Consider the following 25,281-nt stretch of genomic DNA (forward strand, 5'->3'; position numbering starts at 1 on the left):
TCAGGACGCCGAGTCGCCGGAAGCCCCGGTCTCGTCGAGCAGCTTCTTGTACCAGTCGCGCAGCTTGTCGCCGCCGCCCGACTTCCAGTCCGAAGCCGCCTGCTGCATGTCGCCGACCTTCTTGCGGCCGCGCACGATGTCCTTCTCCAGGTCCTCGAACTCGGCGTTCAGTTCGGTGTACCGGGTCGGCTCGATGATCATCATGCCGTGGAAGAGCGGCTTCTTCGTGTGCGCTCCCTGGCGCTGCTGCCAGCCGACCATGCCCTCGGTGACGTCCGGCAGATCGGGGTAGGCGACGAAGGGCGCGGGCGATGCCAGGTACTCGTACGTCGAGAAGACCTCGTTGTTGCCCTTGCCGTTCTTGGTGAGGACGCCGTCCTTGAACGTGTGGTGGACACCCTCGACGCCGTACATGCGAAGGCGTTGCTCCTTCGAACCGTAGGGAGCGGCCGTGTAGTTGGCGAGGGCGAGGATGTCGCGGACGGTCTTCTCGTCGGCCTTCTCGCTGATGAACGTCCAGATGTCGGCCGGCGGACGCGCGTACAGCGTGGGCGCGCCGCCGTCGGCGGCGAAGTAGTCGAAGGCCTCCATGCGGAACTTCTTGTTGTCCACGCGCTGCACGGCCGCCTTGCCGTACCAGTCGGAGAGGTCCTGGCAGTACATCCAGACCTTGCCCGCCGCGCACAGGTCGCCGATGTTGCCTGTTTCGGCCTTCGCGTCGGGGTGGACGAAGCCCGCCGAGTAGAGCTTGCGCGACCACTCCAGGGCTTCCAGATACTCGTCGGTCTCGTAGCGGTTGACGAGCTTGCCGTCGACGAGCTTCCAGTAGTACGGCTTCTCCGGCAGTACGCCGAAGATGTTCCAGGCCGCCCAGGTCATGTCGCCGCACGCCCACACCCTGCTCTTGGGGGCGTTGAGCTCCTTGCACAGGTCGTAGAACTCCTGCGCGCTCGTGGGCGCTTCGAGCCCCTCCTTCTCGAAGAGGTCGGTGCGGTGGAACGGCGCGATGTTCGGCGTGGTGGCGGAGGGCATCGGCAGGCCGCGCAGCTTGCCGCCGAAGATGGAGCGCTGCCAGGCGCCGCTCGGGATCGCCGCGAGGTTCGGGTACTCCTTGACCTTGTCGCCGCTCAAGTACGGGCCCAGGTCGGCGAACTTGTTGGCGATGGCGCTCGGTATCTTGCCGGTCAGCTCCCAGCCGGGCACGACCACGGCGTCCGGCACACCGCTGGACGCGAGGACGGCGCCCAGCTTCTGGCCGTACGTGTCGCCCTGCTGGTTCTGCCACTTGACGCGGACACCGGCGGCCCTGTCCATCGCCATCCAGTAGGGATTGCCCTGCTTGGGGACGTTGCCCCAGATCGGCGCCATGACGGTGAACCCGCCGCCCTTGCCCAGCTTCTGGGGAACCGACACCTTCAGCTCTGACGCGGGCAGGGCCTTGGTGAAGCCTGCCGCCGAACCGTTCTTGGCGGGGATGTCCGGGCTCGCCAGGTCCGACGCGGCGTACGCCGGAAGCAGGTCCTTGAGCTGCTTCCCCGTCGTGGTGCCCTCGTTCTTCGACCCGCTGCCGCCGCAGGCCGCGAGCAGTGGCGCCCCGCCGGCCACGGCGAGCGCGGCCAGGCCCGAGGAGGCGAGGAAAGATCTCCGGCTCGAACGGGAGCTGTCGGAGAGGGAGTTCGGCGTCATGGCGTCAACCCTTCGTGGCGCGTGCCCGGACACACGGCGGTCACCGCCGGTCGGCATTCGAAGCGCTTCGATGTTGCTGCGAGGTTAAGTGAAGGCATGGGTCCTCACAAGACTCGGTTCTGAATTACTCGCGGCGGCCCGGAGGTTGCGCGAAAACGCCAACTTTGCCTGGATCGCGGGGACCTCGTGTTCCTCTCCTTGACATGACCCCTGAGTGGCACAGAGCATCGAAGCGCTTCGAAGAATGAGTCGCTCCTCCGCGCCCGCCGCACGCTGTTCGTCGCCCGTCGCCCGTCGCCCGCCGCTCGCCAAGGGGATCCGCACGTGACCGCAAGCCCGCCACCGCTCCGCGACCCGGAACCGCTGCCCTTCCGTGACCCCGAACTGCCCCTGGACCAGCGCGTGGACGACCTGCTGTCCCGCCTGACGCCCACCGAACGTGTCGCGCTCCTGCACCAGTTCGCGCCCGCCGTCGAGCGCCTCGGCATCGCCCCGTTCCGCACCGGACAGGAGGCCCTGCACGGCGTCGCCTGGATGGGCCCCGCCACCGTCTTCCCGCAGGCCGTCGGCCTCGGCGCCACCTGGAACGACGACCTCGTCCGCCGCATCGGCGAGGCCGTCGCCACCGAGGCCCGCGCCATGCGCGCACGGGACGACCGCGTCGGCCTCAACCTCTGGGCGCCCACGGTCAACCTCCTGCGCCACCCGCTGTGGGGCAGGAACGAGGAGGGCTACTCGGAGGACCCCCGGCTGACCTCCGCGATCGCCGTCGCGTACACGCGGGGCCTGCGCGGTGACCATCCGGATCACTGGCGCACCGCACCCGTGCTCAAGCACTGGCTTGCGCACAACAACGAGACGCACCGGGACACGTCGTCCGCCTCCGTGCGCCCGCGCGTCCTGCACGAGTACGACCTGCGGGCCTTCCGCGCCGCCGTCGAGGCGGGCGCCGTGGCCGGGGTGATGCCCGCGTACAACCTGGTCAACGGCCGCCCCAACCACCTCTCGCCCTACCTGCGCGAGCATCTGCGCACCTGGACCGGCCAGGAGCTGCTCGTCTGCTCCGACGCGGGCGCGCCCAGCAACCTCGTGGACTCCGAGAAGTACTTCGACACCCATGAGGAGGCCGCCGCGGCGGCGATCGTCGCGGGCGTGGACAGCTTCACCGACCACGGCACGGACGCGAGCATCACTGTCGGACGCATCCAACGCGCCCTGGACCAAGGTTTGTTGACCGAAGCGGACATCGATACGGCGGCCCGCCGTCACCTGTCCGTCCGCTTCCGGCTCGGCGAGTTCGACCCCGGCCAGGGGCCGTACGCCGACCCGGCATCGCACGCCTTCGACACCCCCGCGCACCGCGCGCTGGCCCAGGAGGCCGCCGAGCAGGCCGTCGTCCTGCTGAAGAACGACGGCCTGCTCCCGGTGCCCGAAGGCACCCGGATCGCGGTCGTCGGACTCCTGGCCGACGCGTGCAAGACCGACTGGTACAGCGGCACCCTCATCCACCGCAGCACCCCCCTCGACGGACTGCGCGAGCGATTCGGCACCGACCGCGTCACCTTCACCGAAGGCGCGGACCGGGTACGCCTGAAGTGCGCGGCCGGATGGCTCCAGGTGCCGCACTCCGAGGGCGACGGCCGGGCCCGGGACGCCGAGGTCGCACTGGATCCGGCGCTGCTCGCGGGCCGCACCGACCTGGCACCGTTGACCTGCGGCCCCGAGCCCGCCGAGTTCGCCCTCGTCGACTGGGGGGACGACACGTGGACGCTGCGTGCCCCCGACGGCCGCTATCTCTCGGTGGCCGACGACGGCTTCGTGCGCGCGTCGGCCGACCAGCCCGGCGGCTGGGTCGTACAGGAGACGTTCGCGCTGATCGGCCACGGGGACGGGTACCTCATCGAGCACACAGGGACGGGTGGATACGTCTCTGTCGCCGCCGACGGCGTGAAGGTTGCCGACGAGCCGGAGGTCTTCACCCTCGACGTCCTGGAACGCGGCGAGGACGCCGTGGCCCGCGCCGCAGCGGAGGCCGACGCAGTGATCGTCGTCGCCGGGAACGACCCCCACATCAACGGCCGCGAGACCGAGGACCGCAGCACGCTCGCCCTGCCGCCCCACCAGGACCGGCTGTGGCGCGCGGCCCGGGCCGCCAACCCCCGCACCGCCCTGGCCCTGGTCTCCGCCTACCCCTACGCGGTCGCCGACGCCCACGACCAGCTTCCCGCGCTGCTGTGGACCGCGCACGGCGGACAGGCCGCAGGCATCGCGCTCGCCCGGGTCGTCGCGGGCGACGTCTCCCCGGCGGGACGCCTCCCGCAGACCTGGTACACCGCCGACACCGACCTCCCGGACCTGCTCGACTACGACATCATCGGCTCCCGGCAGACCTACCTCTACTTCGACGGCGCCCCCCTCTACCCCTTCGGGTACGGCCTCGGATACTCCTCCTTCGCGTACGAGGACTTGGTGGCCGCGCGCGACGGGGAACGGCTGCACATCGCATTCACCGTCACCAACACCGGGCCCGTCGCCGCGGACGAGGTGGCCCAGCTCTACACCCGGGCACCTCGGGACGCCGCAGCGGCCTTCGCCCTGCCGCACCGCCGGCTCGGCGCGCACCGCCGCGTCCACCTCGCGGCCGGAGAATCCCGCCGCCTGGAGTTCCAACTACCCCTGGCCGACCTCGGATTCTGGGACGTGCGCCACGGCCGCTGGGCCGTGACACCGGGCGCGTACGAGATTCTTGCCGGGGCCTCCAGCGTCGACATCCGGCTGGCCGCGACCGTCGACGTGGAGGGCGCTCCGATCGCCTCGAGGCCGGTGCGGAGGGCGGGTCTGGCGGCGACCTGCTATGACGAACAGACCGGAACCGAGATCGTCGACCTCTCCCGGACGACCGGAGACGCCGTGCGCCCCTTGGACGGCAGCGTCGGTGAACTGCTCTTCCGCGCATGCGACTTCGGTGGCGGCGAACAAGGCGTCCGTGGTGTCTCGGTCGAGGTGGCGGGCGAGGGCGCCGTCGACCTCATCTCGGGCAGCACCGCCACCACCATCACCGTCCCGGCGACCGGCGGCGTCTACGACTACGCCCCGCACTCCTCCGGCTTCAGCGTCTCCGGAGTAGGCGATCTGCGCGTGCGGCTGCGCGGGCCCCTGCGGCTCGCACGGCTCACCTTCACCGCCACCGACCGGCCGAAGGAGACCGCATGAAGTTCACCGACGGCTTCTGGCTGATGCGCGACGGGGTGCGCGCCTCGTACGCGACCGACGTGCGCGAGGTGAGGGAAGGCGAAGGGCGGTTCACCGCATACGCGGCCGTCCACCGGGTCCGCGAGCGCGGCGACACCCTCAACACCCCACTCATCACCGTCGAATGCTTCTCGCCCGCCGAAGGCGTGATCGGTGTCCGGGCGACCCATCACGCGGGAAAGGCCGTCCATGGACCGGAGTTCGGCCTGTACACCACCGAGGGCGTGGGTCGGCTCCACCGCGAGGGCACCGTCACCGAGCTCACCAGCGGCCCGCTCACCGTACGTCTGGACAGTGACCAACCCTGGGGCCTCGAATTCGTCGGCGCCGACGGACAGCGGCTGACGGCCGTCGAACGCAGAGGCACCGGCTTCGCCACCGCACCCGACGGAAGCCATCACATGATCGGCCAACTCGCCCTCAGCGTAGGGGAGTACATCTACGGCCTCGGTGAACGCTTCACCCCATACGTCAAGAACGGCCAGAACGTCGAGATCTGGCAGGCCGACGGCGGCACCAGCAGCGAGCAGGCCTACAAGAACATCCCCTTCCACCTCTCCTCGCGCGGCTACGGCGTCTTCGTCAACCACCCCGGCAAGGTCTCCTACGAGATCGGCTCCGAGTCCGTCGGCCAGGTCCAGTTCAGCGTCGAGGACCAGTCGATCGAGTACTACGTCATCGCTGGACCCACACCCAAGGACGTCCTGCGCCGCTACACCGCGCTGACCGGCCGCCCCGCGCTGCCGCCCGCCTGGTCCTTCGGCCTGTGGCTGACGACCTCCTTCTGCACGCCCTACGACGAGGAGACCGTCACGGCCTTCGTCGACGGCATGGCCGAGCGCGACATCCCGCTCGGTGTCTTCCACTTCGACTGCTTCTGGATGCGCGAGTACCAGTGGACCGACTTCCGCTGGGACCCGGATGTCTTCCCCGACCCCGAGGGCATGCTGCGCAGACTCCGCGAACGCGGCCTGAAGGTGAGCGTGTGGATCAACCCGTACATCGCGCAGAAGTCCGCGCTCTTCGCCGAGGCCGCGGCCGAGGGGTACCTCGTGAGGCGCCCGAACGGCGACCTCTGGCAGTGGGACCTCTGGCAGCCCGGCATGGCCCTCGTGGACTTCACGAACCCGGCCGCACGCCAGTGGTACGCGGACCACCTGCGCACTCTCCTCGACCAGGGCGTCGACTGCTTCAAGACCGACTTCGGCGAACGTGTCCCCACCGACGTCGTCTGGCACGACGGCTCGGACCCCGAGCGCATGCACAACTACTACGCGCAGCTCTACAACAGCACGGTCTTCGAACTCCTGGAGAAGGAACGCGGCCCGGGGGACGCGGTCCTCTTCGCCCGTTCCGCGACGGCCGGCGGCCAGCAGTTCCCGGTGCACTGGGGCGGCGACTGCTACGCCTCGCTCGGTGCCATGGCCGAGTCGCTGCGCGGCGGCCTCTCCCTCTCGCTCTCCGGCTTCGGCTTCTGGAGCCACGACATCGGAGGCTTCGAGGGCACCCCGGACCCCGCCGTGTACAAGCGCTGGCTCGCCTTCGGCCTGCTCTCCACGCACAGCCGCCTGCACGGCAATGTCTCGTACCGGGTGCCGTGGGCGTTCGGCGACGAAGCGGTCGACGTGACCCGGAAGTTCACCCGGCTCAAGCACCGCCTCATGCCGTATCTGTACGCGGCCGCCGTCGAGGCCCACCGCACGGGCGTCCCCGTCATGCGCCCGATGCTCCTGGACTTCCCCGACGACCCCGCCTGCCGCACCCTGGACCGCCAGTACATGCTCGGCCCCGACCTCCTGGTGGCCCCTGTCTTCACCGCCGAGGGCGACGTCGAGTTCTACCTGCCCGCAGGCACCTGGACCCACCTCCTGACCGGCGAGACCGTCCGGGGCCCGGGATGGCGGCGCGAGACCCACGGCTTCGACAGCCTCCCCCTGTACGTACGCCCCGGCGCTCTGCTCCCCCTCGGCGCCGACGGCCGGCGCCCCGACGGCGACTGGCTCCAGGACCTCACGATCCTGGTCGCGCCGGGCGCGGAGGACGGCACGGAGGCCACTGTGCCCGATCTGGAGGGCCGGCCCGCGGTGGTCTTCCGCGCCGTACGGGAGGGCGCCGGCGTCCGGGTTATCGCGGAGGGGAGCGATCGCGCCTTCACGTTCCGTACGGTGGCGGATTGGCCGGATCCGAGCGGCAACCCTGCGGCGAGCGGCGGCGACAAGGACATGTAAGCCGTTCACCACCGAAGGAATGATTCGGGAACATGACCCCACGAGCGAACAAGCGCATCCGTCATCGCCGAGGCCTCACCAAGCGCCGTGCCGTCATAGGCGGCGTCGCCGCGCTCGGCATGACCGGCGCCGCCCTCCTCACCAGCACGATGATGTCGACCGCGGGCGCGGCCGGCGCCTGGCCCCAGGCGAAGGGCGAGAAGCCGACGTCGAAGACCATCGAGGTGTCCGGCACCTACGACGGTGGTCTCAAGAGCCACTACGGCACCGGAGACCTGGGCGGCGACGGCCAGGACGAGGGCCAGGACCCGATCTTCAAGCTGAAGGACGGTGCGGTCCTGAAGAACGTCATCCTCGGCTCCCCGGCCGCGGACGGAGTCCACTGCCAGGGCAGCTGCACGCTGCAGAACGTGTGGTGGGAGGACGTCGGCGAGGACGCGGCCACCTTCAAGGGAACGTCGGCGGGCTCGACCTACACCGTCTACGGCGGCGGCGCGAAGAAGGCCGACGACAAGGTCTTCCAGTTCAACGGTGCGGGAAAGCTCGTCGTCACGAAGTTCCAGGTCTCCGACTTCGGGAAGCTGGTGCGCGCCTGCGGCAACTGCTCCAAGCAGTACCAGCGGAACATCATCGTCAATGACGTCGACATCACCGCCCCCGGCAAGTCGATCGTCGGCATCAACACCAACTACGGCGACACGGCCGCGCTGCGCAACATCCGCATCCACGGCGACAGCAACAAGAAGATCGCCACCTGCGACCGCTTCACCGGCAACAACACCGGCGCCGAGCCGCCCAAGACGGGCTCGGGCCCCGACGGCAAGTACTGCAAGTTCACGGCTGCGGACATCAGCTACAAGTAACGGCACACAGCAGTGCGGCACGACCCCCCACGGGCCGTGCCGCACTGCTGTGTCAGTCGCTCACGTGCCGAGCAGCCGGTCGTACTCGGCCTGGGTCACCGGCAGGACCGTGCCGTGCCGGGCGCCCGCGGGCAGGCCGGCGTTCTTCGTCTCGGTCCACTTGCCCGACGCGAGGTCCGTCGTCTCGAAGAGGACGTAGCCGCGCCCGCCGAACTCGTCGATGAGCATGTACCACTTGTCCCCGGTGTTGGACCTGAAGACCGCCGGCCCCTCGCCCCGGTCGATCACGCCCTTGCCGATGCAGTCGCCCACGAAGTCGTACGACGTGTCCGTCAGGCTCCTGGACCTCTCCGCGGTGATGAACTTCGAGCAGGGGGTGCCGGAGGCTGGGTCCCGCTCGTCCTTGGTGAAGCGGTAGTAGTCCCGCCCGTCCTTGACCACCGTGGAGTCGATCACCGAATAGCCCGGGTCGTTCCACACCTTGGGCTTGCCGAAGGTGCGGAAGTCCTTCGTCGTCGCGTACAGCATCTTGTTGTACGTCGATCCCGTGTGGTCCGGGTCGTCGGCGCCGTAGACCTTCGAGGCCCAGAAGACGACGTACGCCTTCAGCCTCTCGTCGTAATAGGCCTCCGGGGCCCAGGTGTTGCCCGCCGTGTCCGGGGCGGCCTTCACCAGGCGCTGGTCGGTCCAGTGGACCAGGTCGGTGGACTCCCACACCATGATGGACTTGCTGCCGGTGCGCTGCACCTGGTCCCAGCTGCCGCCACTGCCGCCGTACATCCGCAGGTCAGTGGCGATCTGATAGAACTTGTCGCCCTTCGGGGAGCGGATGATGAACGGATCGCGCAGCCCCTTCGTGCCGAGCTGCGAGGTCAGGACGGGCTTGCCGCCGTTCAGCTCCTGGTACCGCGTGGGGTCGTTGCCGCGGCTGAGGGCCATACGGATCTGCTCGCCGTCCGCGGTGCCCTCGCCGGTGAAGTAACTGAACAGATAGCCCGCGTACTTCTGCTTGGCATGGGTTGGCCCTGCGTGCGCGGGTGTTGCGAGCAGACCGACCATCAGGGCAAGGAGCGGGATCAGAATCCTGGTGCGCACGGCTCAGCGCGCCGAGAAGCTGTGCACCGTGCTGGACCGGTATGTCTCGCCGGGCCGCAGCACCGTCGAGGGGAACTTCGGCTGGTTGGGGGAGTCCGGGAAGTGCTGGGTCTCCAGGCAGAGACCGTCGCTCTGCCGGTAGGTGCGCCCCGAGGGCCCGGTGAGGGTTCCGTCCAGGAAGTTCCCCGAGTAGAACTGCACGCCCGGCTCGGTCGAGGCGATCTTCAGGGTGCGCCCCGACTCCGGGTCCCGCAGCGTCGCGAAGTGCTCCGGGCGCTTCGTGATGCCCTTGTCCAGGACCCAGTTGTGGTCGAAGCCCTTGGCGGTCACCAGCTGCTCGTGCGAGACCCGGATGTCCTCGCCGACCGTCTTCGCGCGCCGGAAGTCGAAGGGCGTGCCCGCCACCTTCGCCAGTTCACCCGTCGGGATGAGACCGGCGTCGGTAGGGGTGAACCGGGCTGCGGCCAGGGCCAGTTCATGGCCGAGGATGTCGCCGCTGCCCTCGCCCGCGAGGTTGTAGTACGTGTGGTTCGTCAGGTTCACCACGGTGGCCTTGTCCGTGGTCGCCTTGTAGTCGATGCGCCAGTCGCCGCGCGCGGTGAGCGTGTACGTCACGGTCACCCGCAGCGTTCCGGGGTAGCCCATCTCGCCGTCGACGCTCGTGTAGTGCAGACGCAGGCCGACGCCGGTCGAGTCCGTGAACGGCTCGACGTCCCACACGCGTGTGTTGAAGCCCTTGGCCCCGCCGTGCAGGCTGTTCTCGCCGTCGTTCACGGACAGCTGGTGGGTTGTGCCGTCCAGGGTGAAGCGGCCCTTGGCGATGCGGTTGCCGTAGCGGCCGATGAGGGCGCCGAAGAACGTCGTCCCGGCGACGTAGGCCTCGATGGTGTCGTAGCCGAGGGAGACGTTGGTGTACCGGCCGTGCCGGTCCGGGAGTTCCAGGGACTGCACGATGCCGCCGTACGAAAGCACCTTCATGCGGGTGCCGCCGTTGGCGAGGGACCAGCGGTACACCTTGGTGCCGTCGGCCAGCTTGCCGAAGAGCTCCTTGGTGGGTGTGCGGCCCGCCGAGGCGTACGAGGTGCCCGCGACGCCGGCGGTGAGTCCGACGGCGGCGGCCGATGCCAGGACGGTGCGTCTGCTCGTTTCCATGTACGGCTCCAGACAGATGAGTTGGGGAGAGGACTAGCGACCGACCTTGCGCTTGTTCCAGACGTCGAAACCGACGGCGGCGAGCAGCACCAGGCCCTTGATGACCTGCTGGTAGTCGGTGCCGATGTTGACCAGGGACATGCCGTTGTTGAGGACGCCGAGCACCAGGCCGCCGATCACGGCGCCCATCACCGTGCCCACGCCGCCGCTCATCGACGCGCCGCCGATGAACGAGGCGGCGATCGCCTCCAGTTCGAAGTTCAGACCCGCCTGCGGGGTGCCCGCGTTCAGCCGTGCCGCGTACACACAGCCCGCGAGCGCGGCGAGCACGCCCATGTTCACGAAGATCAGGAAGGTGACGCGCTTGTCCTTGACGCCGGACAGCTTCGCCGCCGCCTTGTTGCCGCCGAGGGCGTAGATGTGGCGGCCGACGACCGCGTTGCGCATCACATAGCCGAGGGCGATGAGCAGGCCGCACATGATGAGCAGCACGACAGGTACGCCGTGGAAGCTCGCGAGGGTCAGCGTGAAGGCGATGACGGCGGCGGAGATCGCTACCAGCTTGGCCACCCACAGGCCCGTCGGTGTCACGTCGAGGTCGTAGGCAAGCTGCTGCTTGCGGCTGCGCCACTCACGGAAGAGCAGGAACGCGACCGTCACGAGGCCCAGCACAAGGGTCGGGTTGTGGTACTGCGTGTACGGGCCCATCTCGGGGATGAACCCCTTGGCGATGTTCTGGAAGCCCTCGGGGAACGGTGAGAGCGACTGGCCCTCCAGGACGATCTGCGTGAGACCGCGGAAGAGCAGCATGCCGGCCAGGGTCACGATGAACGACGGAATGCCGACGTAGGCGATGAAGAAGCCCTGCCACGCTCCCGCGACCGCGCCGATGAGGAGAGAAAGGACGAGTGCGAGCACCCAGGGCATGTCGTGTTTGACCATCATCACCGCCGACATGGCGCCGACGAAGGCGACCAGTGAGCCGACGGACAGGTCGATGTGCCCGGCGATGATGACGATCATCATGCCGATGGCCAGGATGAGGATGTAGCCGTTCTGCTGGATCAGGTTGGAGACGTTGTTCGGCAGCAGCAGCGTGCCATCGGTCCAGATCTGGAACAGGACGACGATGAAGGCCAGAGCGACGAGCATGCCGTACTGGCGCATGTTGGAGCGCACGCTCTGCATCAGCAGAGCTCCCGTGGACTCCTTGGCGGGCGGCGTGGACGAGGTGTCACGTGGCGGCGTGGTCGTGGTGGTCATGACGGATGCCTCAGCTTCTGTTCTTGGTCATGTGGCGCATCAGGAGTTCCTGGGTGGCGTCCGCGCGGTCGACCTCACCGGTCAGCCGGCCCTCGGCCATCGTGTAGATCCGGTCGCACATCCCGAGCAGCTCGGGCAGTTCGGAGGAGATGAACAGCACCGCCTTGCCCGAGGCCGCCAGCTTGTCGATGACGGTGTAGATCTCGTACTTGGCGCCGATGTCGATGCCGCGCGTCGGCTCGTCGAGGATCAGCACCTCGGGGTCGGCGTGGATCCACTTGCTCAGGACGACCTTCTGCTGATTGCCGCCGGAGAGCCGCCCCACCTGCTCGAAGACGGTGGGGGCCTTGATGTTCATCGACTTGCGGTAGCGCTCGGACACGGAGCGTTCCTGGTGCTCGTCGACGAAGCCGTCCCGGCGCCGCATGCCCGAGAGTGAGGCGAGGGAGATGTTGCGGTTGATGTTGTCGATGAGGTTCAGGCCGTACTGCTTGCGGTCCTCGGTGACGTACGCGATCCCGGCGTCGACGGCAGCGGGCACCGTCTTGGTCACGACCTCGCGCCCGCCGACGGACACCGTGCCCGCCACGTACTGACCGTAGGAACGCCCGAAGACGGACATCGCGAGCTCCGTGCGGCCCGCGCCCATCAGGCCCGCGATGCCGACGATCTCGCCGCGTCGCACGGTCAGCGACACGTCGTCGACGACCTTGCGCTGGTGGTCCACCGGATGCCGAACCGTCCAGCCCCGCACGGACAGGGCAAGGGCTCCCGCGTCCTCGCCCTCGTAGGACGTGCGGTCGGGGAAGCGGTGGTCGAGGTCGCGGCCGACCATCCCGCGGATGATGCGGTCCTCGGCCACCTGCGGTTCGGACGACGGGGTCTCGCGGACCGTCAGGGTCTCGATGGTCCGTCCGTCGCGCAGGATCGTCACCGAGTCGGTGATGGCCCGGATCTCGTTCAGCTTGTGCGAGATGATGATGCAGGCGATGCCCTGGTCGCGCAGCTCCAGGATGAGGTCGAGCAGCTTGGCGCTGTCCTCGTCGTTCAGCGCGGCCGTCGGCTCGTCCAGGATGAGCAGCTTCACCTCCTTGGACAGGGCCTTGGCGATCTCCACGAGCTGCTGCTTGCCCACGCCGATGTCGGCCACCGGGGTCTGCGGCTTCTCGCTCAGGCCGACCCGCTTGAGCAGGGCGCTGGCCCTGCGCAGCGTGTCGTTCCAGTCGATGAAGCCGTGGCTGCTCTGTTCATTGCCCAGGAAGATGTTCTCGGCGATGGACAGATACGGGACGAGCGCCAGCTCCTGATGGATGATCACGATGCCTTGCTTCTCGCTGGCACGGATGTCCTTGAAGGCCATCCGCCGGCCCTCGAAGTGGATCTCGCCGTCGTAACTTCCGTGCTCGTGGACGCCGCTGAGGACCTTCACCAGCGTCGACTTGCCCGCGCCGTTCTCGCCGCAGATCGCGTGGATCTCCCCGGGGCCCACCGTCAGATTCACGTCGGAGAGCGCCTTGACGCCGGGGAACGTCTTGGTGATGTTGCGCATCTCCAGCACGGGCGCGCTCACTTGAGCTGCCCAGCCTTGAAGTAACCCTCGTCGACCAGGAGTTGGGTGTTGGACTTGTCGACGCTGACCGGATCGAGGAGGAAGGACGGCACGGTCTTCTTGCCGTTGTTGTAGTCCTTGGTGTTGTTGACCTTCGGCTTCTTGTCGTTCAGGACCGCGTCGCCCATGGACACCGCCCGCGCTGCCAGCTTGCGGGTGTCCTTGAACACCGTCTGCGTCTGCTCGCCCCGGATGATGGACTTCACCGACGCCAGCTCCGCGTCCTGCCCCGTGATCACCGGCAGCGGCTCGCTCTTGGAGCCGTACCCCGCGCTCTTCAGCGCGGAGATGATCCCGATCGAGATCCCGTCGTACGGCGAGAGGACCGCGTCGACCTTCGCCGAGCCGTAGTTCTTGCTGATCAGGTCGTCCATGCGCTTCTGCGCGGTGCCGCCGTCCCAGTCCAGAGTCGTGGCCTGGTTCATCTTCGTCTGCTTGCTGCGGACGGTGAGCTGGCCGCTCTTGAAGTACGGATCGAGCACCTTCATGGCGCCGTTCCAGAAGTACTTCGTGTTGTTGTCGTTCGGCGAACCCGCGAACAGCTCTATGTTGTGCGTGTCGCCGCCCTTCTCCGGCTTGCCCAGCTTCAGCTTGTCGACGATGTACTGGGCTTGCAGGCGGCCGACACGCTCGTTGTCGAACGACGCGTAGTAGTCGACGTTCTCCGTGCCGAGGATGAGGCGGTCGTACGAGATCACGGGGATGCCCGCGTCGTGCGCGCGCTGGAGGACCTCGCTGAGCGCGGAGCCGTCGATGGCGGCTACCACGAGGAGGCTGCGCCCCTTGGTGATCATGTTCTCCAGCTGGGCGATCTGGTTCTCGACCTTGTTGTCGCCGTACTGCAGATCGGTCTTGTATCCGGCCTTCTTGAACTGCTTGGCCATGTTGTTGCCGTCGGCTATCCACCGCTCGGAGGCCTTGGTGGGCATCGCGAGGCCGATGGTGCTGCCCTTGCCCTCGTCCGGCTGGTAGCGGCTGCCGCCCTTGGCCTCCTGGCCGCAGGCGGTCAGGGAGCCGAGCAGGACGGCGGTGGCCACGGCCGCCGTGAGACGTATTCTTCTGGAGGTGCGGGTGCTCATGGGTCAGTCCCCTTCCGGGACGGGGAAGCGCTGGAGGTCGCCGGGCAGGCGCGAGCCGAGCGGCGACATTCCGCCGTCCGCTCCGTGCCGGGCGAGCAGGTCGAGGGCGAGACGGCCCCGGCGGACCCGCTCGCGGGCGGTGTCCAGGGTGTGGTCGCGCAGGTGGGCACCGTAGGGATAGATGCCGGGGGACTTGCTCAGGCCGAACTTGAGGTAGAGCGGGGCGCCGCGCCGGATCAGCTCGGCCGCCTCGTACATCCGGACGTAGCCGCCGAGGTCGTCGGGCGCCTCGATGTACAGGTCCATCGGGGCGCGGCTGGCCCGGCGGATCTCCGTGAGGTGGTCGAGGGTGAGGTCGGACGGGATGTTGAGCGAGTCGGCGCCGAGTCGCTCGTAGACCGCGTAGGAGGCCGGGTTGACCGGTCCGATCAGGGCCGACACCTTGAAGGTGGTGTCGGCGGGGAGCACACCGGCGACCCGTAGCCGGTGCAGCGTCCACAGCACGCCCTCGTCGGCGACGAGCAGGCAGCGCACCCCCAGCTCCGTGGCGCGCACGGCGTCCTCGACGCATCCGGCGAGCGCGTCATGGCCGCGCGAACGAAGGCCGCCGCCGCCGGAGTCGGTGCGGGTCGCCGCGCCGATGTCCCAGGTGCCGCGCGGCCCGGTGAACAGGCAGAGCTCGATGTCCCGTTCTGCGCAGGCCTCCACCATCTCGGTGATCTCGTCGTCGGAGAGCATCCAGATGCCGCTGCCCTGGCTGATCCGGTGGATCGGCACGTCGAGCCGCGAGCTCTCCTTGAGGACGACGGCCAGCGCCTCGGGCCCCTCCACGGAGGGGATCTCGGTGCGCCAGGTGCCACCGTCGGGGAACGCGTGCGGGGACGCGTCGGCCGGGTCGATGGCGGGTACGGGGTGCCCGATGCGGGCGAGGGCGTCGACGCCGGGGCGGCGGGGTGCTGACGGGCTGGTCACGGGACTCCCATACGCAGTGGATTCTGCTGTGTTCGATATTTCGTACGTTGGCCGGTTCGGTGGGCGGACGGCGGCACGGGCCGGTGCCCACCCGGGGGTCAGGGGCGAAGCAGCACCTTCCCGGTCTTCGGGTCACCGCCGCCGACCAGCGCCACCGCCTCGCCGAACCGCTCAAGCGGGAACTCGTGCGTGATGAGCGGTGCCGGGTCGAGCAGGCCGAGCCCGAACGCGCGGACCGCGTCCGACCAGGCGGAGGACGGCGCGCCGAAGACGCTGCGCACCTCCAGCTGGCTCAGCGAGAGATGCACCGGATCGATGCCGACGGCGCCCGGAGTGAACATGCCGGTCAGCACCACACGGCCGCCCCTGCGCGCGAGGAGACAGGAGGATGCCGCCGTGCTGGGCGCGCCCGCGGTCTCCACGACCAGATCGAAGCGGCCGTGGTACGCCTCCGCCTCGGCGGGCGTCAGGCTCTCGGTCGCCCCGAAGTGCAGCGCCTGGCTGCCGCGTTCGGCCCGCGGGTCGATCACGACGAGCTCACCGGGCGACGACGCGGCGAGCAACTGCACCGCGAGCATCCCGAGGGTGCCCGCGCCGACCACCGCGATCCGCTCGCCCGGCCTCGGCCGTCCCGTCCGCACCGCGCCCGCGATCACCGCGGCGGGTTCCAGGAGGGCGGCGGCGGCCAGGTCCGCGTCCGGGTGCAGGAGATGCAACAGGCGCGCGGGGACGGCCACATGGTCGGCGAAGGCGCCGGGCTCGGTGAACCCGGTCTCCGCGTACCCGCCACCGCACAGGCTCGTCTCGCCCTCGCGGCAGCGCTCGCAGGTGCCGCAGGCGCGGAACCCCTCGGCGACGGTCTTCCGCCCGACGAGCGCCGGGTCGACGCCCTCGCCGGTGGCCTCGACCGTCCCCGACCACTCATGGCCGGGGATCACCGGGTAGCGCACATAGGCGGCGTCCCGGTGACCGTCGTACACCTCGCGGTCGCTCATGCAGATCCCGGCGGCGGCCACCCGCACCAGGACCTCGCCGGGCCCGGGTTCGGGGCGTGCGCCGACCGTGAGCCGGTGCGAGCCCGGCCGGTCGACGACGATCGCGCGTGAGTCGCCGCTCACTTCCCGGCCGCCTTGGGGGCGCGCTTCTCCCAGCCCTCGGCCCACAGGTCGAACCGGGCCTGCTGCTGGGGGAACTCGGCCGCCGCGTCCGTGTCGAGCTCGACGCCGAGGCCAGGCTCGTGCGACACCTCGAAGTAGCCGTCGACCACCTGGGGCGCGCCCTTGACCACCTTCTTGATCTCCGCGTCCGCGAAGTCGTTGAAATGCTCCAGGATCTTGAAGTTGGGCGTGCAGGCGGCCAGTTGCAGCGAGGCCGCGGTGAGCACCGAGCCGCCGACGTTGTGCGGCGCGATCAGCGTGTAGTGCGTCTCCGCCGTCGCGGCCAGCTTGCGGGTCTCCAGGATGCCGCCGATGTGGCCGAGGTCCGGCTGGATGATGTCCGCGGCCTGGGACTCGAAGAGTTCGCGGAACTCGATCCGGTCGTGGATGCGCTCGCCGGTGGCGATCGGCATGTCCACCTTGGCGGCGACCTTCTCAAGCGCCTTGAGGTTCTCCGGCGGCACCGGCTCCTCCAGCCAGGCCGGCTTGAACGGCGCCATCTCGCGCGCCAGGCGCACCGCGGTGGAGGGGCTGAACCGGCCGTGCATCTCCAGCATCAGCTCGGCGTCGGGGCCGATGGCGTCCCGCACCGCCTCGATCAGCGAGACCGCGTACGAGGTCCCCGCCTGGTCGAGCTCGAAGTGCCCGGTCCCGAACGGGTCGATCTTCAGGGCGCGGTAGCCGCGCTCGACCACGGCGCGGGCGGCCTTGTGATAGGCCTCCGGGGTGCGCTCGGTGGTGTACCAGCCGTTCGCGTACGCCTTGACCCGGTCGGTCACCTTGCCGCCGAGCAGCTGCCAGACCGGCACGCCCAGGGCCTTGCCCTTGATGTCCCAGCAGGCCATCTCCACACAGGCGATGCCCGACATGACGATCTCGCCGGCCCGGCCGTAGTCGCCGTACTTCATCTTCCGCACGAGATCCTCGACCGCGAACGGGTCGGACCCCACGATGTGGTTGGCCGCCGCCTCGCGGAGGTAGCCGATGAGCGCGTCCGTGCGCCCGAGCATGCGGGTCTCGCCGACTCCGGTGAGACCTTCGTCGGTGTGGACCTGGACGTAGGTGAGATTGCGCCACGGCGTCCCCACCACGTGCGTGCTGATTCCCGTAATACGCAAGGCAGTTGCCCCTTGGTTGTTCGGTATTTCGTCACACGTTCGAAATGTTGGCGTGACCGTATTCACGCAGGCGGCAGGGTGTCAATGGGTTGTGCGAAACGGTCTTGGACTCCCGGGGTGCCCCCGGGCCGTTGCGCGTCGAACGCCGCTGTGTCTAGCCTGTGTTCGTCATATCGATCGTTGACCGAAGTTTCGGACGCATCCGCGGGCCTGCCGTGGGTGCAATTTCGGACGCACGGGGTGGGAGGCCGACCATGGGACGACTGGTGCCAGCGGTGACCAGGGCGCTGGACATACTGGAGCTGTTCCTGGAGGGCGACGGCACGCTGTCCGCCCCCGAGGTCACCCGCAGACTCCAGCTGCCGCGCACCACCGTGCACGAGCTCCTCACCACCCTCGCCGCCCGGTCCTACCTTGTCCAGATCCCGGACCAGACGGGCCGCTACCGCCTCGGCGTACGCGCCTACCAGCTCGGCAGCCGGTATGCCGAGCAGCTCGACCTGGCCGCCGAGGGGCAGCAGGTGGCGCGCGAGGTCGCCGAGACCTGCGACGAGACCGTGCATGTGGCGGTCCTGGAGGACACGGACGTCATCTACATCGCCAAGGTGGACTCCACGCACGCGGTCCGGATGGTCTCCGCCGCCGGCCGCAAACTGCCCGCCCACTGCACGTCGGTCGGCAAGATGCTGCTCGCCTCGCTGCCCCCCGCCGAGCTCGAAACCCGGCTGTCCGGAAGGGAGTTGGTGGCGATGACGCAGAACAGCATCACGGAGCCGGACGCGCTGCTCGCCGCGCTCGCCGGCATCCGGGAGCGCGGGGTCGCGGCCGAACACCGCGAGTCCAACCCCGACGTCAGCTGCGTGGCCGCCCCGGTCCGCGACAGTGCCGGGAACGTCGTCGCGGCGCTGTCCATCTCCGTGCCGATGATCCGCTGGAGCGAGCAGCGTGAGCAGGAACTGGCCGAGCTGGCCGCCAAGGGCGCGGGTGACCTCTCGGAGCGGCTGGGCCACCGGGGTCGCTAGTGGACGCTAGTGCGTCGACTCCAGGTCGAGCAGCCGCTGCTTGGCCTCCAGGCCGCCCGCGTACCCGGTCAGCGAGCCGTCGGCCCCGATCACCCGGTGGCAGGGGCGGACGACGAGCAGGGGGTTGCGCCCGATCGCCGTGCCCAGGGCGCGGACCGCGGCACGCGAGATGCCGAGCTGTTCGGCGAGCTTCCCGTACGTGGTGGTCGTGCCGTACGGGAGGGTGTCGAGGGCGTGCCAGACCCGCTCCTGGAAGTCGGTCCCGACGCCGCTCACGTACTCGATGTCGAAGTGCGTGAGCGTCCCGTCGAAGTATGAGCGGAGCTGCCCGGCGATCACGGCGAAGGCCTCGTCGTCGCGCACCCACCCGTCCTGGACGACGGCGCCGCCCTTCTGCCCCGGCAGGGACAGCGCGGCCAGTGCGGTGCCGCCGTTCGCGGTGGCCGACTCCTCACCGACCAGCAGCAGCTCGCCCAGCGGGCTGTCGACGGTCGTGTAGACGGCCTTGGCCATGACCTTGGTCATCAGTTGCTCCCTCTTTCCCAGTGACACCCACAAGTCTGCGGGCTCCGCGGGCACGCGGCTGGCGGGATTCGGACGTGGCGCTCCCGAGGGCGTCAGGCTCACGTCGGCGTCACGGCCAGGAGGGCGCCGTTCGTGCGGTCGGAGGAGGGGCCGGTCTCCAGCAGGAGCTCACCCGGCTCCACGGCGTACTCCAGAGCACGGTCGAGCGAGGCCAGGGTATCCGCCTCGACGACGAAGGCGACCTCGGCGTGTTCGCCGGGGGCCAGGTCGACGCGGGCGAAGCCGCGCAGCTCACGCACGCGCGGCCAGGAAGTGGACCCCGCGACCCGGCGCACGTAGAGCTGCACGGTCTCCCGCACGGCCCGCGCACCCGTGTTCGTCACGCCGACCGTGCAGGTGAGGGCCGGATCGCTGACCGGAACCCGGGTGCGGGAGAGCCGCGGCTCCCCGTACTCGACGGTCGTGTACGAGAGGCCGTGGCCGAAGGCGTACAGCGCGTCGGCGGGCTGGTCCACGTAGCCCCGGTAGCCGTGATCCTTGGCGTTGTAGAACACCGGGAGCTGGGCGGCCGAACGCGGCACGGAGACGGGGAGCCGCCCCACGGGCTCCGCGTGCCCGAAGAGCACGTCGGCCACGGCCCGCCCTCCCCACGGCCCCGGATACCACGCCGACAGCACGGCGCGGGCCCGCCCGGACAGCTCCGAGACGGCATGCGGCCGCCCCTGGACGAGGACCACGACGACGGGCGTGCCGGTGGCGGCAACGGCATCAAGCAGCGTCAACTGCCCGTCTGGCAGGCGTAGTTCGGCTAGGTCGACGCCCTCGCCGCATGTCATGCCCACCGGGGCGCCGGGGCCGACGACCGCGGCCCCGTTGCTGTCGAAGCGTGTGTCGGCCTCCCGTGCGCTGGACCCGCCGAGCACGAGTACGGCCGTATCGGCAGCGGCGGCCACCGTCACCGCGTCCGCGATCCCGCCGCTGTCGTCGCCGACCAGCTCGCAGCCGCGTGCGTACGTCACCTCGACGCCCGGCGGCGCGACCGCCGTGATCCCGTCGAGGACGGTGAGCCCCGTGCCGGGGCGCTGCGGCGCGGTGTAGTCGCCGAGCTGCTGGGGGAGCGAGTCCGCGTTGGGGCCGATGACGGCGACGCGGGACGGGTTCCCCGAGGGGAGCATGGGAAGCAAGGGGAGAGTTACTCCGTCATGGCTCAGCAGGACGACGGACTCACGGGCCAGACGCTCACTCACCTCGGCCAGTGCGGGGGAGTGCGCACGCCCCTCGCCGACGTAGGGCCGCTCGAAGAGACCCAGGCGGAACTTCAGCGTCAGGACGCGGGCCACCGCCGCGTCCAGGGCCTGCTCGGAGACCAGGCCGCGCTCCACCGCCTCCGCGAGCCGCGGGAAGCAGCCGTCCCACAGGCTCAGATCCGTGCCCGCGTCCAGGGCCAGCGCGCCCGCCGCCACCGGGTCACCGGCGAGGTGTACGAGACGGTCGAGCGCGCATCCGTCGGCCATGACCAGACCGGTGAACCCCCAGCGCCCGCGCAACAGGCCGGTGAGCAGTTCACGGTTGGCCGCGCACGGCAGGCCGTCGTACTCGTTGTACGCGGCCATCACGCCCGCCGCCCCGGCGCGGATCCCCGCCCGCGCCGCGACCAGGTGGATCTCGTGGAGTTCGCGCGGGCCGAGCTCCGTGGCCGCGCTGTTGCGGCCACCGAGCGTCGCGCCCTGCCCGGCGAAGTGCTTGAGCACGACCGCCGCCCGGTCCGGGGCGTACGAGGGGCCGCTGCCCTGCATGCCCCGCACCAGCGCCCCGGTGAAGCGCGCCGCCAGATACGGGTCCTCGCCGAAGCACTCCTCCGCCCGGCCCCAGCGAGGATCCCGGACCAGGTCGAGCGCCGAGACGAGGGCGACATGACCGCCCCGGGCGCGCAGCTCGGCGGCGGCGCCCGCCGCGGCGGCCTCGTAGAGATCCGGGTCCCAGGTCGCGCCCACCGCGAGATTCACCGGCAGGACCGTGCCCTCCAGGGCCTGGTGGCCGTGCGGGACCTCCTCGACGAGGAGGACCGGGATGCCGAGCCGGGTGTTCTCCATGACGTGCCGCTGCACCGAGTCGGCGACCCGCGCCGCGTCCGCCGCGGAGATGCCGTCCGCGAACGTCACCCCCGACCACGGGTCGGCGCGCTGGAGTCCGTACAGCGCGCCCATCCCGTCGAACGCGGCGACCTCGGTGCGGAACGCGTCCGTCAGGCGGTGGCCGTCGGGCGTCCGCTCGTACGCCTGCCAGCCGTACATCCGCTGGTTGACCTGACCCACCTTCTCGGCCAGCGTCATCCGCGAGAGGAGGTCGCGCACCCGGTCGGCGGCCGGGGCAGCCGCCTCCCGGTACAGCGGCGCGCTCATCGCTGTTCGAGGACGCGCACGCCGAACGGGGCGAGCCGCACCTCCGCCACCGCCGCACCCGTCTCCAGGTCGTGCAGCGAACCGGCCACCGCCGGGTGCACCGCCAGCTCCTCGTCCGACTGGCTGACCAGCCACACGAACCGCCGCCCGTCCTCGTGCACCAGGACGTCCGCCGACACGTAGGGGCTGTCGACGGTCACCGGACGCTCCACGCCCGCGAGTCGGGCCAGTGCCGCGTACAGCCGGTGCGTCTGCTCCGGGTTGACGCGGGCCGTGCGCGCGGCCATGTGCTCCAAGGGGTACGTCGCCAGGACCGTACGGCCCTGGCCCGTCTCGTTGACCAGGAGCGCGGGGCGGCCGTGCGTGTCCTTCGCCACGACCCGCGCCCCTGTCGGGACGACCGGCAGATAGGCGCGGCTGTCCTCGTTGCCCGCGACAGGGAAGCGCAGTGTCTCGCCCGCCACGATGCCGCCGAAGTCTTCCGTGAACGTCAGCTCCAGGACGTCGTCCTCGATGGGCTCGGCCACCCCGTAGGAGAGCTGGAGCTCGACGCCGAAGAGCCCGTCCAGGTCGTCGAACCACGGCCCGCGCGTCCCGGGGTGCTCGCCGGAGCAGAACGACAGGTACACGGTGGCGCCCTCGCGGGCCCGCCGCTCCAGCTCGCGCCGGGTGCGGGTCGTCAACTGCCGGGTGGACGGCAGGAGATAGAGGGACGCGTCACCGGGAAGCCCGTCCGCCTCCCGCGTGAGGCCCACCGGGAGGTCGGCCCCGCGCGCGGCGACGTACCCCTGGTGGAGGGAGGTGAAGATCAGCGGACGGTCGGCGGGGCGGCTGTAGGGGTAGCCGCGCTCCAGGAACGCGGGCACCACGAGCGCCGCGTCCGCGTCCGCGCGGCGGCAGTGCGCGAAGTCGACCTGCTCCAATACCCGGGAGAACGAGGCGAGTTCGATGAGCGGAGTCTTCGGGGCGCCGGTGCTGTCCGTGATGCCGAAGTGCATCTCGAAGGGGTGGTGGTCGTACGGCGACTGGTCCCACAGGTCGTCGTAGTCGGTGTTGTTCCAGGCTATCCAGCCGGTCGCGCCGCCGAGGAGGGAGTTGTGGAGGGTCTGGCGGTAGTAGATGCCCGCGTTCTCCGCCGACACGGTGTCCGTCGAGAGGCCGAACTCTTCGAGGACCACCGGCTGTTCGGTGACCGCGGCCAGCTCGCACTCGAAGGCGGCGCGGTAGTGCTGCCGTACGCGGTCCGTGTCGGAGCGGTAGACGTGCGGGCCCACGAAGTCGACGTACTCGGCCGTGTCCCGCAGCGAGAAGCCGTTGTCGCGGCCCGTCACCTCGATGCCCCACGCGCCGTCCCCGAGCGACACCGGCTGGGTGCCGCCCGCCGCGCGCACCGCGTCGCACATGAACTGCGCCCACGCGGTGACGACATCACTCGACGGCGGATCCACCTGGTAGATGCGGCCGTAGCCCGGCATCTCATTGGTGATGAGCCACCCCGTGACCGCCGCGTGGTCCTTGAAGCGGCGCGTCATCTGCGACACGAACCACGCCTGGCGGCCGACCAGCCACACGTCCTCGTAGAGGTCCCGGTCCCCGCGCCACACCGGGTCCCAGTTCTCGCCGGACATGTGCCCGACGATGAAGGTGGGCACCGTGCCCATGCCCAGCTCGGTGTGCGCGTCGAGGAAGTCGCGGAAGCGCTCGCACAACTCCTCGTCGATGCGGTGCGGTTCGGGGTGGAAGTCCGGCCAGTAGAAGAACGAGCGGGTCATCGTCATGCCGTGCTCACGCAGCACGGCGAGTTCCTCGCGGACCGTCTTCGGGTCGTAGTTCCGCCACATCAGCGGACCGCCGGTGCGGGACCAGAAGTTGGCGCCGATCCAGGGCAGGACGGCGGAGTCATGGGTGAGCTGGGCGCTGTGGCGTCGCATGGTGGTACTCAGGTCTTTCCGTACGAGGGTGAAAAGGTGATCGGCGGTCAGGCGGGCCCCGTCGACTCCCGGATGACAAGACGCGGGCGATCGTCCAGGGCGACGGGCGGCACGTCTTCGCCGCACTGCGCGAGCAGCGCACGCGCGGCTGCCGCGCCGACCCGCTGCACCTGCTGGTCGACGGTCGTCAGGCGCGGATGCAGCCAGCGGCCGATCGGGAGGTTGTCGTAGCCGACGACGGACAGGTCGTCCGGGACGCGCAGCCCGGCGCGCTGGGCCGCGCCGATGCCGCAGACCGCCATGGAGTCGTTGGCGTACATGACGGCGGTGGGACGCTCCGCCATGGAGAGCAGCTCCTCGGTGGCGGCGACGGCTGCGGCCTCGGAGAAGTCGGTGCTCAGCAGCGCGGCGGGCTCAAGCCCCCGGAGGGCCAAGGTCTCTTCGAAGACCGCCCGGCGCAGCCCCGTGTGCCGCAGCTCGCCGGGCCCCGCCACATAGGCGATGCGCCGGTGGCCGAGTTCCATGAGGTGGTCGACGGCTTCGTGTATGCCGGCGCCCTGGTTGCCCAGGCCCACGGTGGGCACGGGCGCGTCCGGGTGGGGCGCGCCGAGCAGCACGGCGGGCAGACCCAGGCCGCGCAGGAGCGGCGGGCGCGGATCGTCGGTGCGGGCGTCGGTCAGGACGGCGCCGTCGACGCGGCCCTCGGCGGCGAGACGTTCGTACAGCGCGCTCTCCTCGGCCACGTCCGTGACCAGGTGGAGCAGCAAGCCGTAGCCGCGCGGCGCCAGCTCGCCCTCCAAGCCGGTGATCAGCTCGCTGAAGTGCGGGTCCGCGCCGAGCACGTCCGTGGGGCGGCGCACGACGAGGGCGAGCGTGCGGGTCCGCGCGCTGCGCAGCGCCGTGGCCGTCGCACTGGGCGACCAGCCGAGGTTGGCCGCGGCGTCCAGGATGCGGCGCCGGGTGGGCTCCGAGAGGCGGCCCTTGGCGTTGAAGGCCTGCGAGACGGCGGCCGTGGAGACCCCCGCCGCTGCGGCGACCGCCTTGATCGTGGGACGCCCGCCGCTGTCCCTGCCCGATGTCTTCGACCCGTTCACATCTTCACCGCCCCACTGACGAGGGCCTGCTGCATCCGCTTCTGCAGCACCGTGTAGACGGCCCATACCGGTACGAGAGTCAGTACCGTACCGGCGGTCAGTACCCCGTAATCCGTCCCCGTCAGGGACTTGAGGGTGGGCAGGGCGACCTGCACGGTGCGCTGGGACGGGTCGGGGCCGATGATGACGAGCGAGTACAGGTACTCGTTCCAGAACGTCAGGAAGTTCAGGAGCAGCACCGTCGCGATGCCGGGCAGACACATCGGCGTGTACACGTGCCGCAGCACCGCGAACGTCGACGCGCCGTCCATTCGCGCCGCCTCCTCCATCTCCCTGGGGATGGTCCGCATGAACTGCACCAGGATGACGACGGACAGCGGCATCGCGGTGGCGGGCAGGAAGAGCACCATGAACAGGCGGGTGTGGAAGAGCCCCGTGGCCGCCGCGAGCAGGAAGGTCGGGAAGAGCGCGGCGAACGTCGGGATGAGGAAGCCCAGCGAGAAGACCTTCTCGACGAACGCGCCGAGCGGCCCGGTCGCGCGGGCGATGGCGAACGCCGCCGGAATGGCGAGTGCCAGCGTCAGAGCGAGCGAAAAGGCCGTCACCAGCGCCGAGTTGAAGACCGCGAGCCCCAGATCGGCGCTCTCGAAAGCCGTACGGAAATTGCCGAAGGACAGCGAGGTGGGAAGGGAGAAGGGGCTCGCGAAGATCTGGTCGTTCGTCTTGAAGGCCGAGGCGAGCAGATAGTAGAGGGGGACGACGAGCAGCGCCGCGTACGCCCACGCCAGGATGTGCGCGGGCAGCCAGGACTTTCCGTGCTTCAAGGTGACCGG

The 25,281-nt window shown here is 69.9% G+C and carries 17 protein-coding genes and 1 pseudogene; 4 read left to right on the plus strand and 14 right to left on the minus strand.

Annotation, left to right across the window (positions count from 1 at the left end; all coding sequences use genetic code 11):
* Entirely contained in the window at positions 1 to 1,686 is a 1,686-nt protein-coding gene (locus tag OG302_RS36990; protein WP_371530774.1) for an extracellular solute-binding protein, read from the minus strand.
* Positions 1,687 to 2,010: 324 nt separating this feature from the next.
* On the opposite strand from OG302_RS36990, the gene OG302_RS36995 reads away from it, so the two are divergent.
* From OG302_RS36995 to OG302_RS37005, 3 genes are read left to right on the plus strand one after another with little or no spacing between them, the layout of a single operon-like run.
* The gene (locus OG302_RS36995) at positions 2,011 to 4,899 is read left to right on the plus strand and encodes a glycoside hydrolase family 3 C-terminal domain-containing protein (protein ID WP_371530775.1); all 2,889 of its coding nucleotides are present in this window, start codon (positions 2,011 to 2,013) and stop codon (positions 4,897 to 4,899) included.
* Entirely contained in the window at positions 4,896 to 7,166 is a 2,271-nt protein-coding gene (yicI, locus tag OG302_RS37000; protein ID WP_371530776.1) for an alpha-xylosidase, read from the plus strand. Before OG302_RS36995 ends, yicI begins: the two co-directional genes overlap by 4 nt.
* Before the next feature lie 32 nt (positions 7,167 to 7,198).
* Positions 7,199 to 8,029 carry a pectate lyase gene (locus OG302_RS37005; RefSeq protein WP_371530777.1) on the plus strand — a complete coding sequence of 277 codons (831 nt, stop codon included), beginning with the start codon at positions 7,199 to 7,201 and terminating at the stop codon, positions 8,027 to 8,029.
* A gap of 69 nt (positions 8,030 to 8,098) precedes the next feature.
* Here the strand turns inward: OG302_RS37005 and OG302_RS37010 are convergent.
* The 8 genes and pseudogenes from OG302_RS37010 to OG302_RS37045 all read right to left on the minus strand — a co-directional run.
* Positions 8,099 to 9,088 (minus strand): annotated as a pseudogene (locus tag OG302_RS37010) (glycoside hydrolase family 43 protein); the annotation flags it as partial.
* Positions 9,089 to 9,127: 39 nt separating this feature from the next.
* Positions 9,128 to 10,276 carry an aldose epimerase family protein gene (locus OG302_RS37015; RefSeq protein WP_371530778.1) on the minus strand — a complete coding sequence of 383 codons (1,149 nt, stop codon included), beginning with the start codon at positions 10,274 to 10,276 and terminating at the stop codon, positions 9,128 to 9,130.
* A 33-nt stretch (positions 10,277 to 10,309) separates the two neighbouring features.
* Positions 10,310 to 11,539: a multiple monosaccharide ABC transporter permease gene (gene mmsB / locus OG302_RS37020; protein WP_371530779.1), complete on the minus strand. Its 1,230-nt coding sequence runs from the start codon at positions 11,537 to 11,539 to the stop codon at positions 10,310 to 10,312.
* 10 nt (positions 11,540 to 11,549) lie between these two features.
* Positions 11,550 to 13,088: a multiple monosaccharide ABC transporter ATP-binding protein gene (gene mmsA, locus OG302_RS37025; RefSeq protein ID WP_371750348.1), complete on the minus strand. Its 1,539-nt coding sequence runs from the start codon at positions 13,086 to 13,088 to the stop codon at positions 11,550 to 11,552.
* Between the two features lie 17 nt (positions 13,089 to 13,105).
* Entirely contained in the window at positions 13,106 to 14,227 is a 1,122-nt protein-coding gene (chvE, locus tag OG302_RS37030; RefSeq protein ID WP_371530780.1) for a multiple monosaccharide ABC transporter substrate-binding protein, read from the minus strand.
* A gap of 3 nt (positions 14,228 to 14,230) precedes the next feature.
* Positions 14,231 to 15,199, minus strand: a complete 969-nt coding sequence (locus tag OG302_RS37035; protein ID WP_361840214.1) for a hypothetical protein — start codon at positions 15,197 to 15,199, stop codon at positions 14,231 to 14,233.
* Between the two features lie 98 nt (positions 15,200 to 15,297).
* Complete coding sequence (locus OG302_RS37040) at positions 15,298 to 16,317, minus strand: zinc-binding dehydrogenase (RefSeq protein WP_371530781.1); 1,020 nt, start codon at positions 16,315 to 16,317, stop codon at positions 15,298 to 15,300.
* Complete coding sequence (locus OG302_RS37045) at positions 16,314 to 17,474, minus strand: mandelate racemase/muconate lactonizing enzyme family protein (protein ID WP_371530782.1); 1,161 nt, start codon at positions 17,472 to 17,474, stop codon at positions 16,314 to 16,316. The genes OG302_RS37040 and OG302_RS37045 overlap by 4 nt, the downstream gene beginning before the upstream one ends.
* A gap of 254 nt (positions 17,475 to 17,728) precedes the next feature.
* On the opposite strand from OG302_RS37045, the gene OG302_RS37050 reads away from it, so the two are divergent.
* Positions 17,729 to 18,496 carry an IclR family transcriptional regulator gene (locus tag OG302_RS37050; protein WP_371530783.1) on the plus strand — a complete coding sequence of 256 codons (768 nt, stop codon included), beginning with the start codon at positions 17,729 to 17,731 and terminating at the stop codon, positions 18,494 to 18,496.
* A 6-nt stretch (positions 18,497 to 18,502) separates the two neighbouring features.
* Here OG302_RS37050 and OG302_RS37055 read toward each other — a convergent pair whose 3' ends face one another.
* The 5 genes from OG302_RS37055 to OG302_RS37075 all read right to left on the minus strand — a co-directional run bounded on the left by OG302_RS37055 (position 18,503) and on the right by OG302_RS37075 (position 25,272).
* Positions 18,503 to 19,021 carry a methylated-DNA--[protein]-cysteine S-methyltransferase gene (locus OG302_RS37055; protein ID WP_371530784.1) on the minus strand — a complete coding sequence of 173 codons (519 nt, stop codon included), beginning with the start codon at positions 19,019 to 19,021 and terminating at the stop codon, positions 18,503 to 18,505.
* A 98-nt stretch (positions 19,022 to 19,119) separates the two neighbouring features.
* On the minus strand, positions 19,120 to 21,423 hold the full coding sequence (locus tag OG302_RS37060; RefSeq protein WP_371530785.1) for a glycoside hydrolase family 3 N-terminal domain-containing protein: 2,304 nt from the start codon (positions 21,421 to 21,423) through the stop codon (positions 19,120 to 19,122).
* Positions 21,420 to 23,354 (minus strand): cellulase family glycosylhydrolase, encoded by a 1,935-nt coding sequence (locus OG302_RS37065; protein ID WP_371530786.1) that lies wholly within the window; start codon positions 23,352 to 23,354, stop codon positions 21,420 to 21,422. Before OG302_RS37065 ends, OG302_RS37060 begins: the two co-directional genes overlap by 4 nt.
* Before the next feature lie 47 nt (positions 23,355 to 23,401).
* Positions 23,402 to 24,448: a LacI family DNA-binding transcriptional regulator gene (locus OG302_RS37070; protein ID WP_371530787.1), complete on the minus strand. Its 1,047-nt coding sequence runs from the start codon at positions 24,446 to 24,448 to the stop codon at positions 23,402 to 23,404.
* Positions 24,445 to 25,272: a carbohydrate ABC transporter permease gene (locus OG302_RS37075; RefSeq protein WP_371530788.1), complete on the minus strand. Its 828-nt coding sequence runs from the start codon at positions 25,270 to 25,272 to the stop codon at positions 24,445 to 24,447. The genes OG302_RS37070 and OG302_RS37075 overlap by 4 nt, the downstream gene beginning before the upstream one ends.
* Positions 25,273 to 25,281 lie beyond the last annotated feature (9 nt).

The sequence above is a fragment of the Streptomyces sp. NBC_01283 genome (genome assembly GCF_041435335.1).
In the GTDB taxonomy this organism is placed as follows: Bacteria; Actinomycetota; Actinomycetes; order Streptomycetales; family Streptomycetaceae; genus Streptomyces.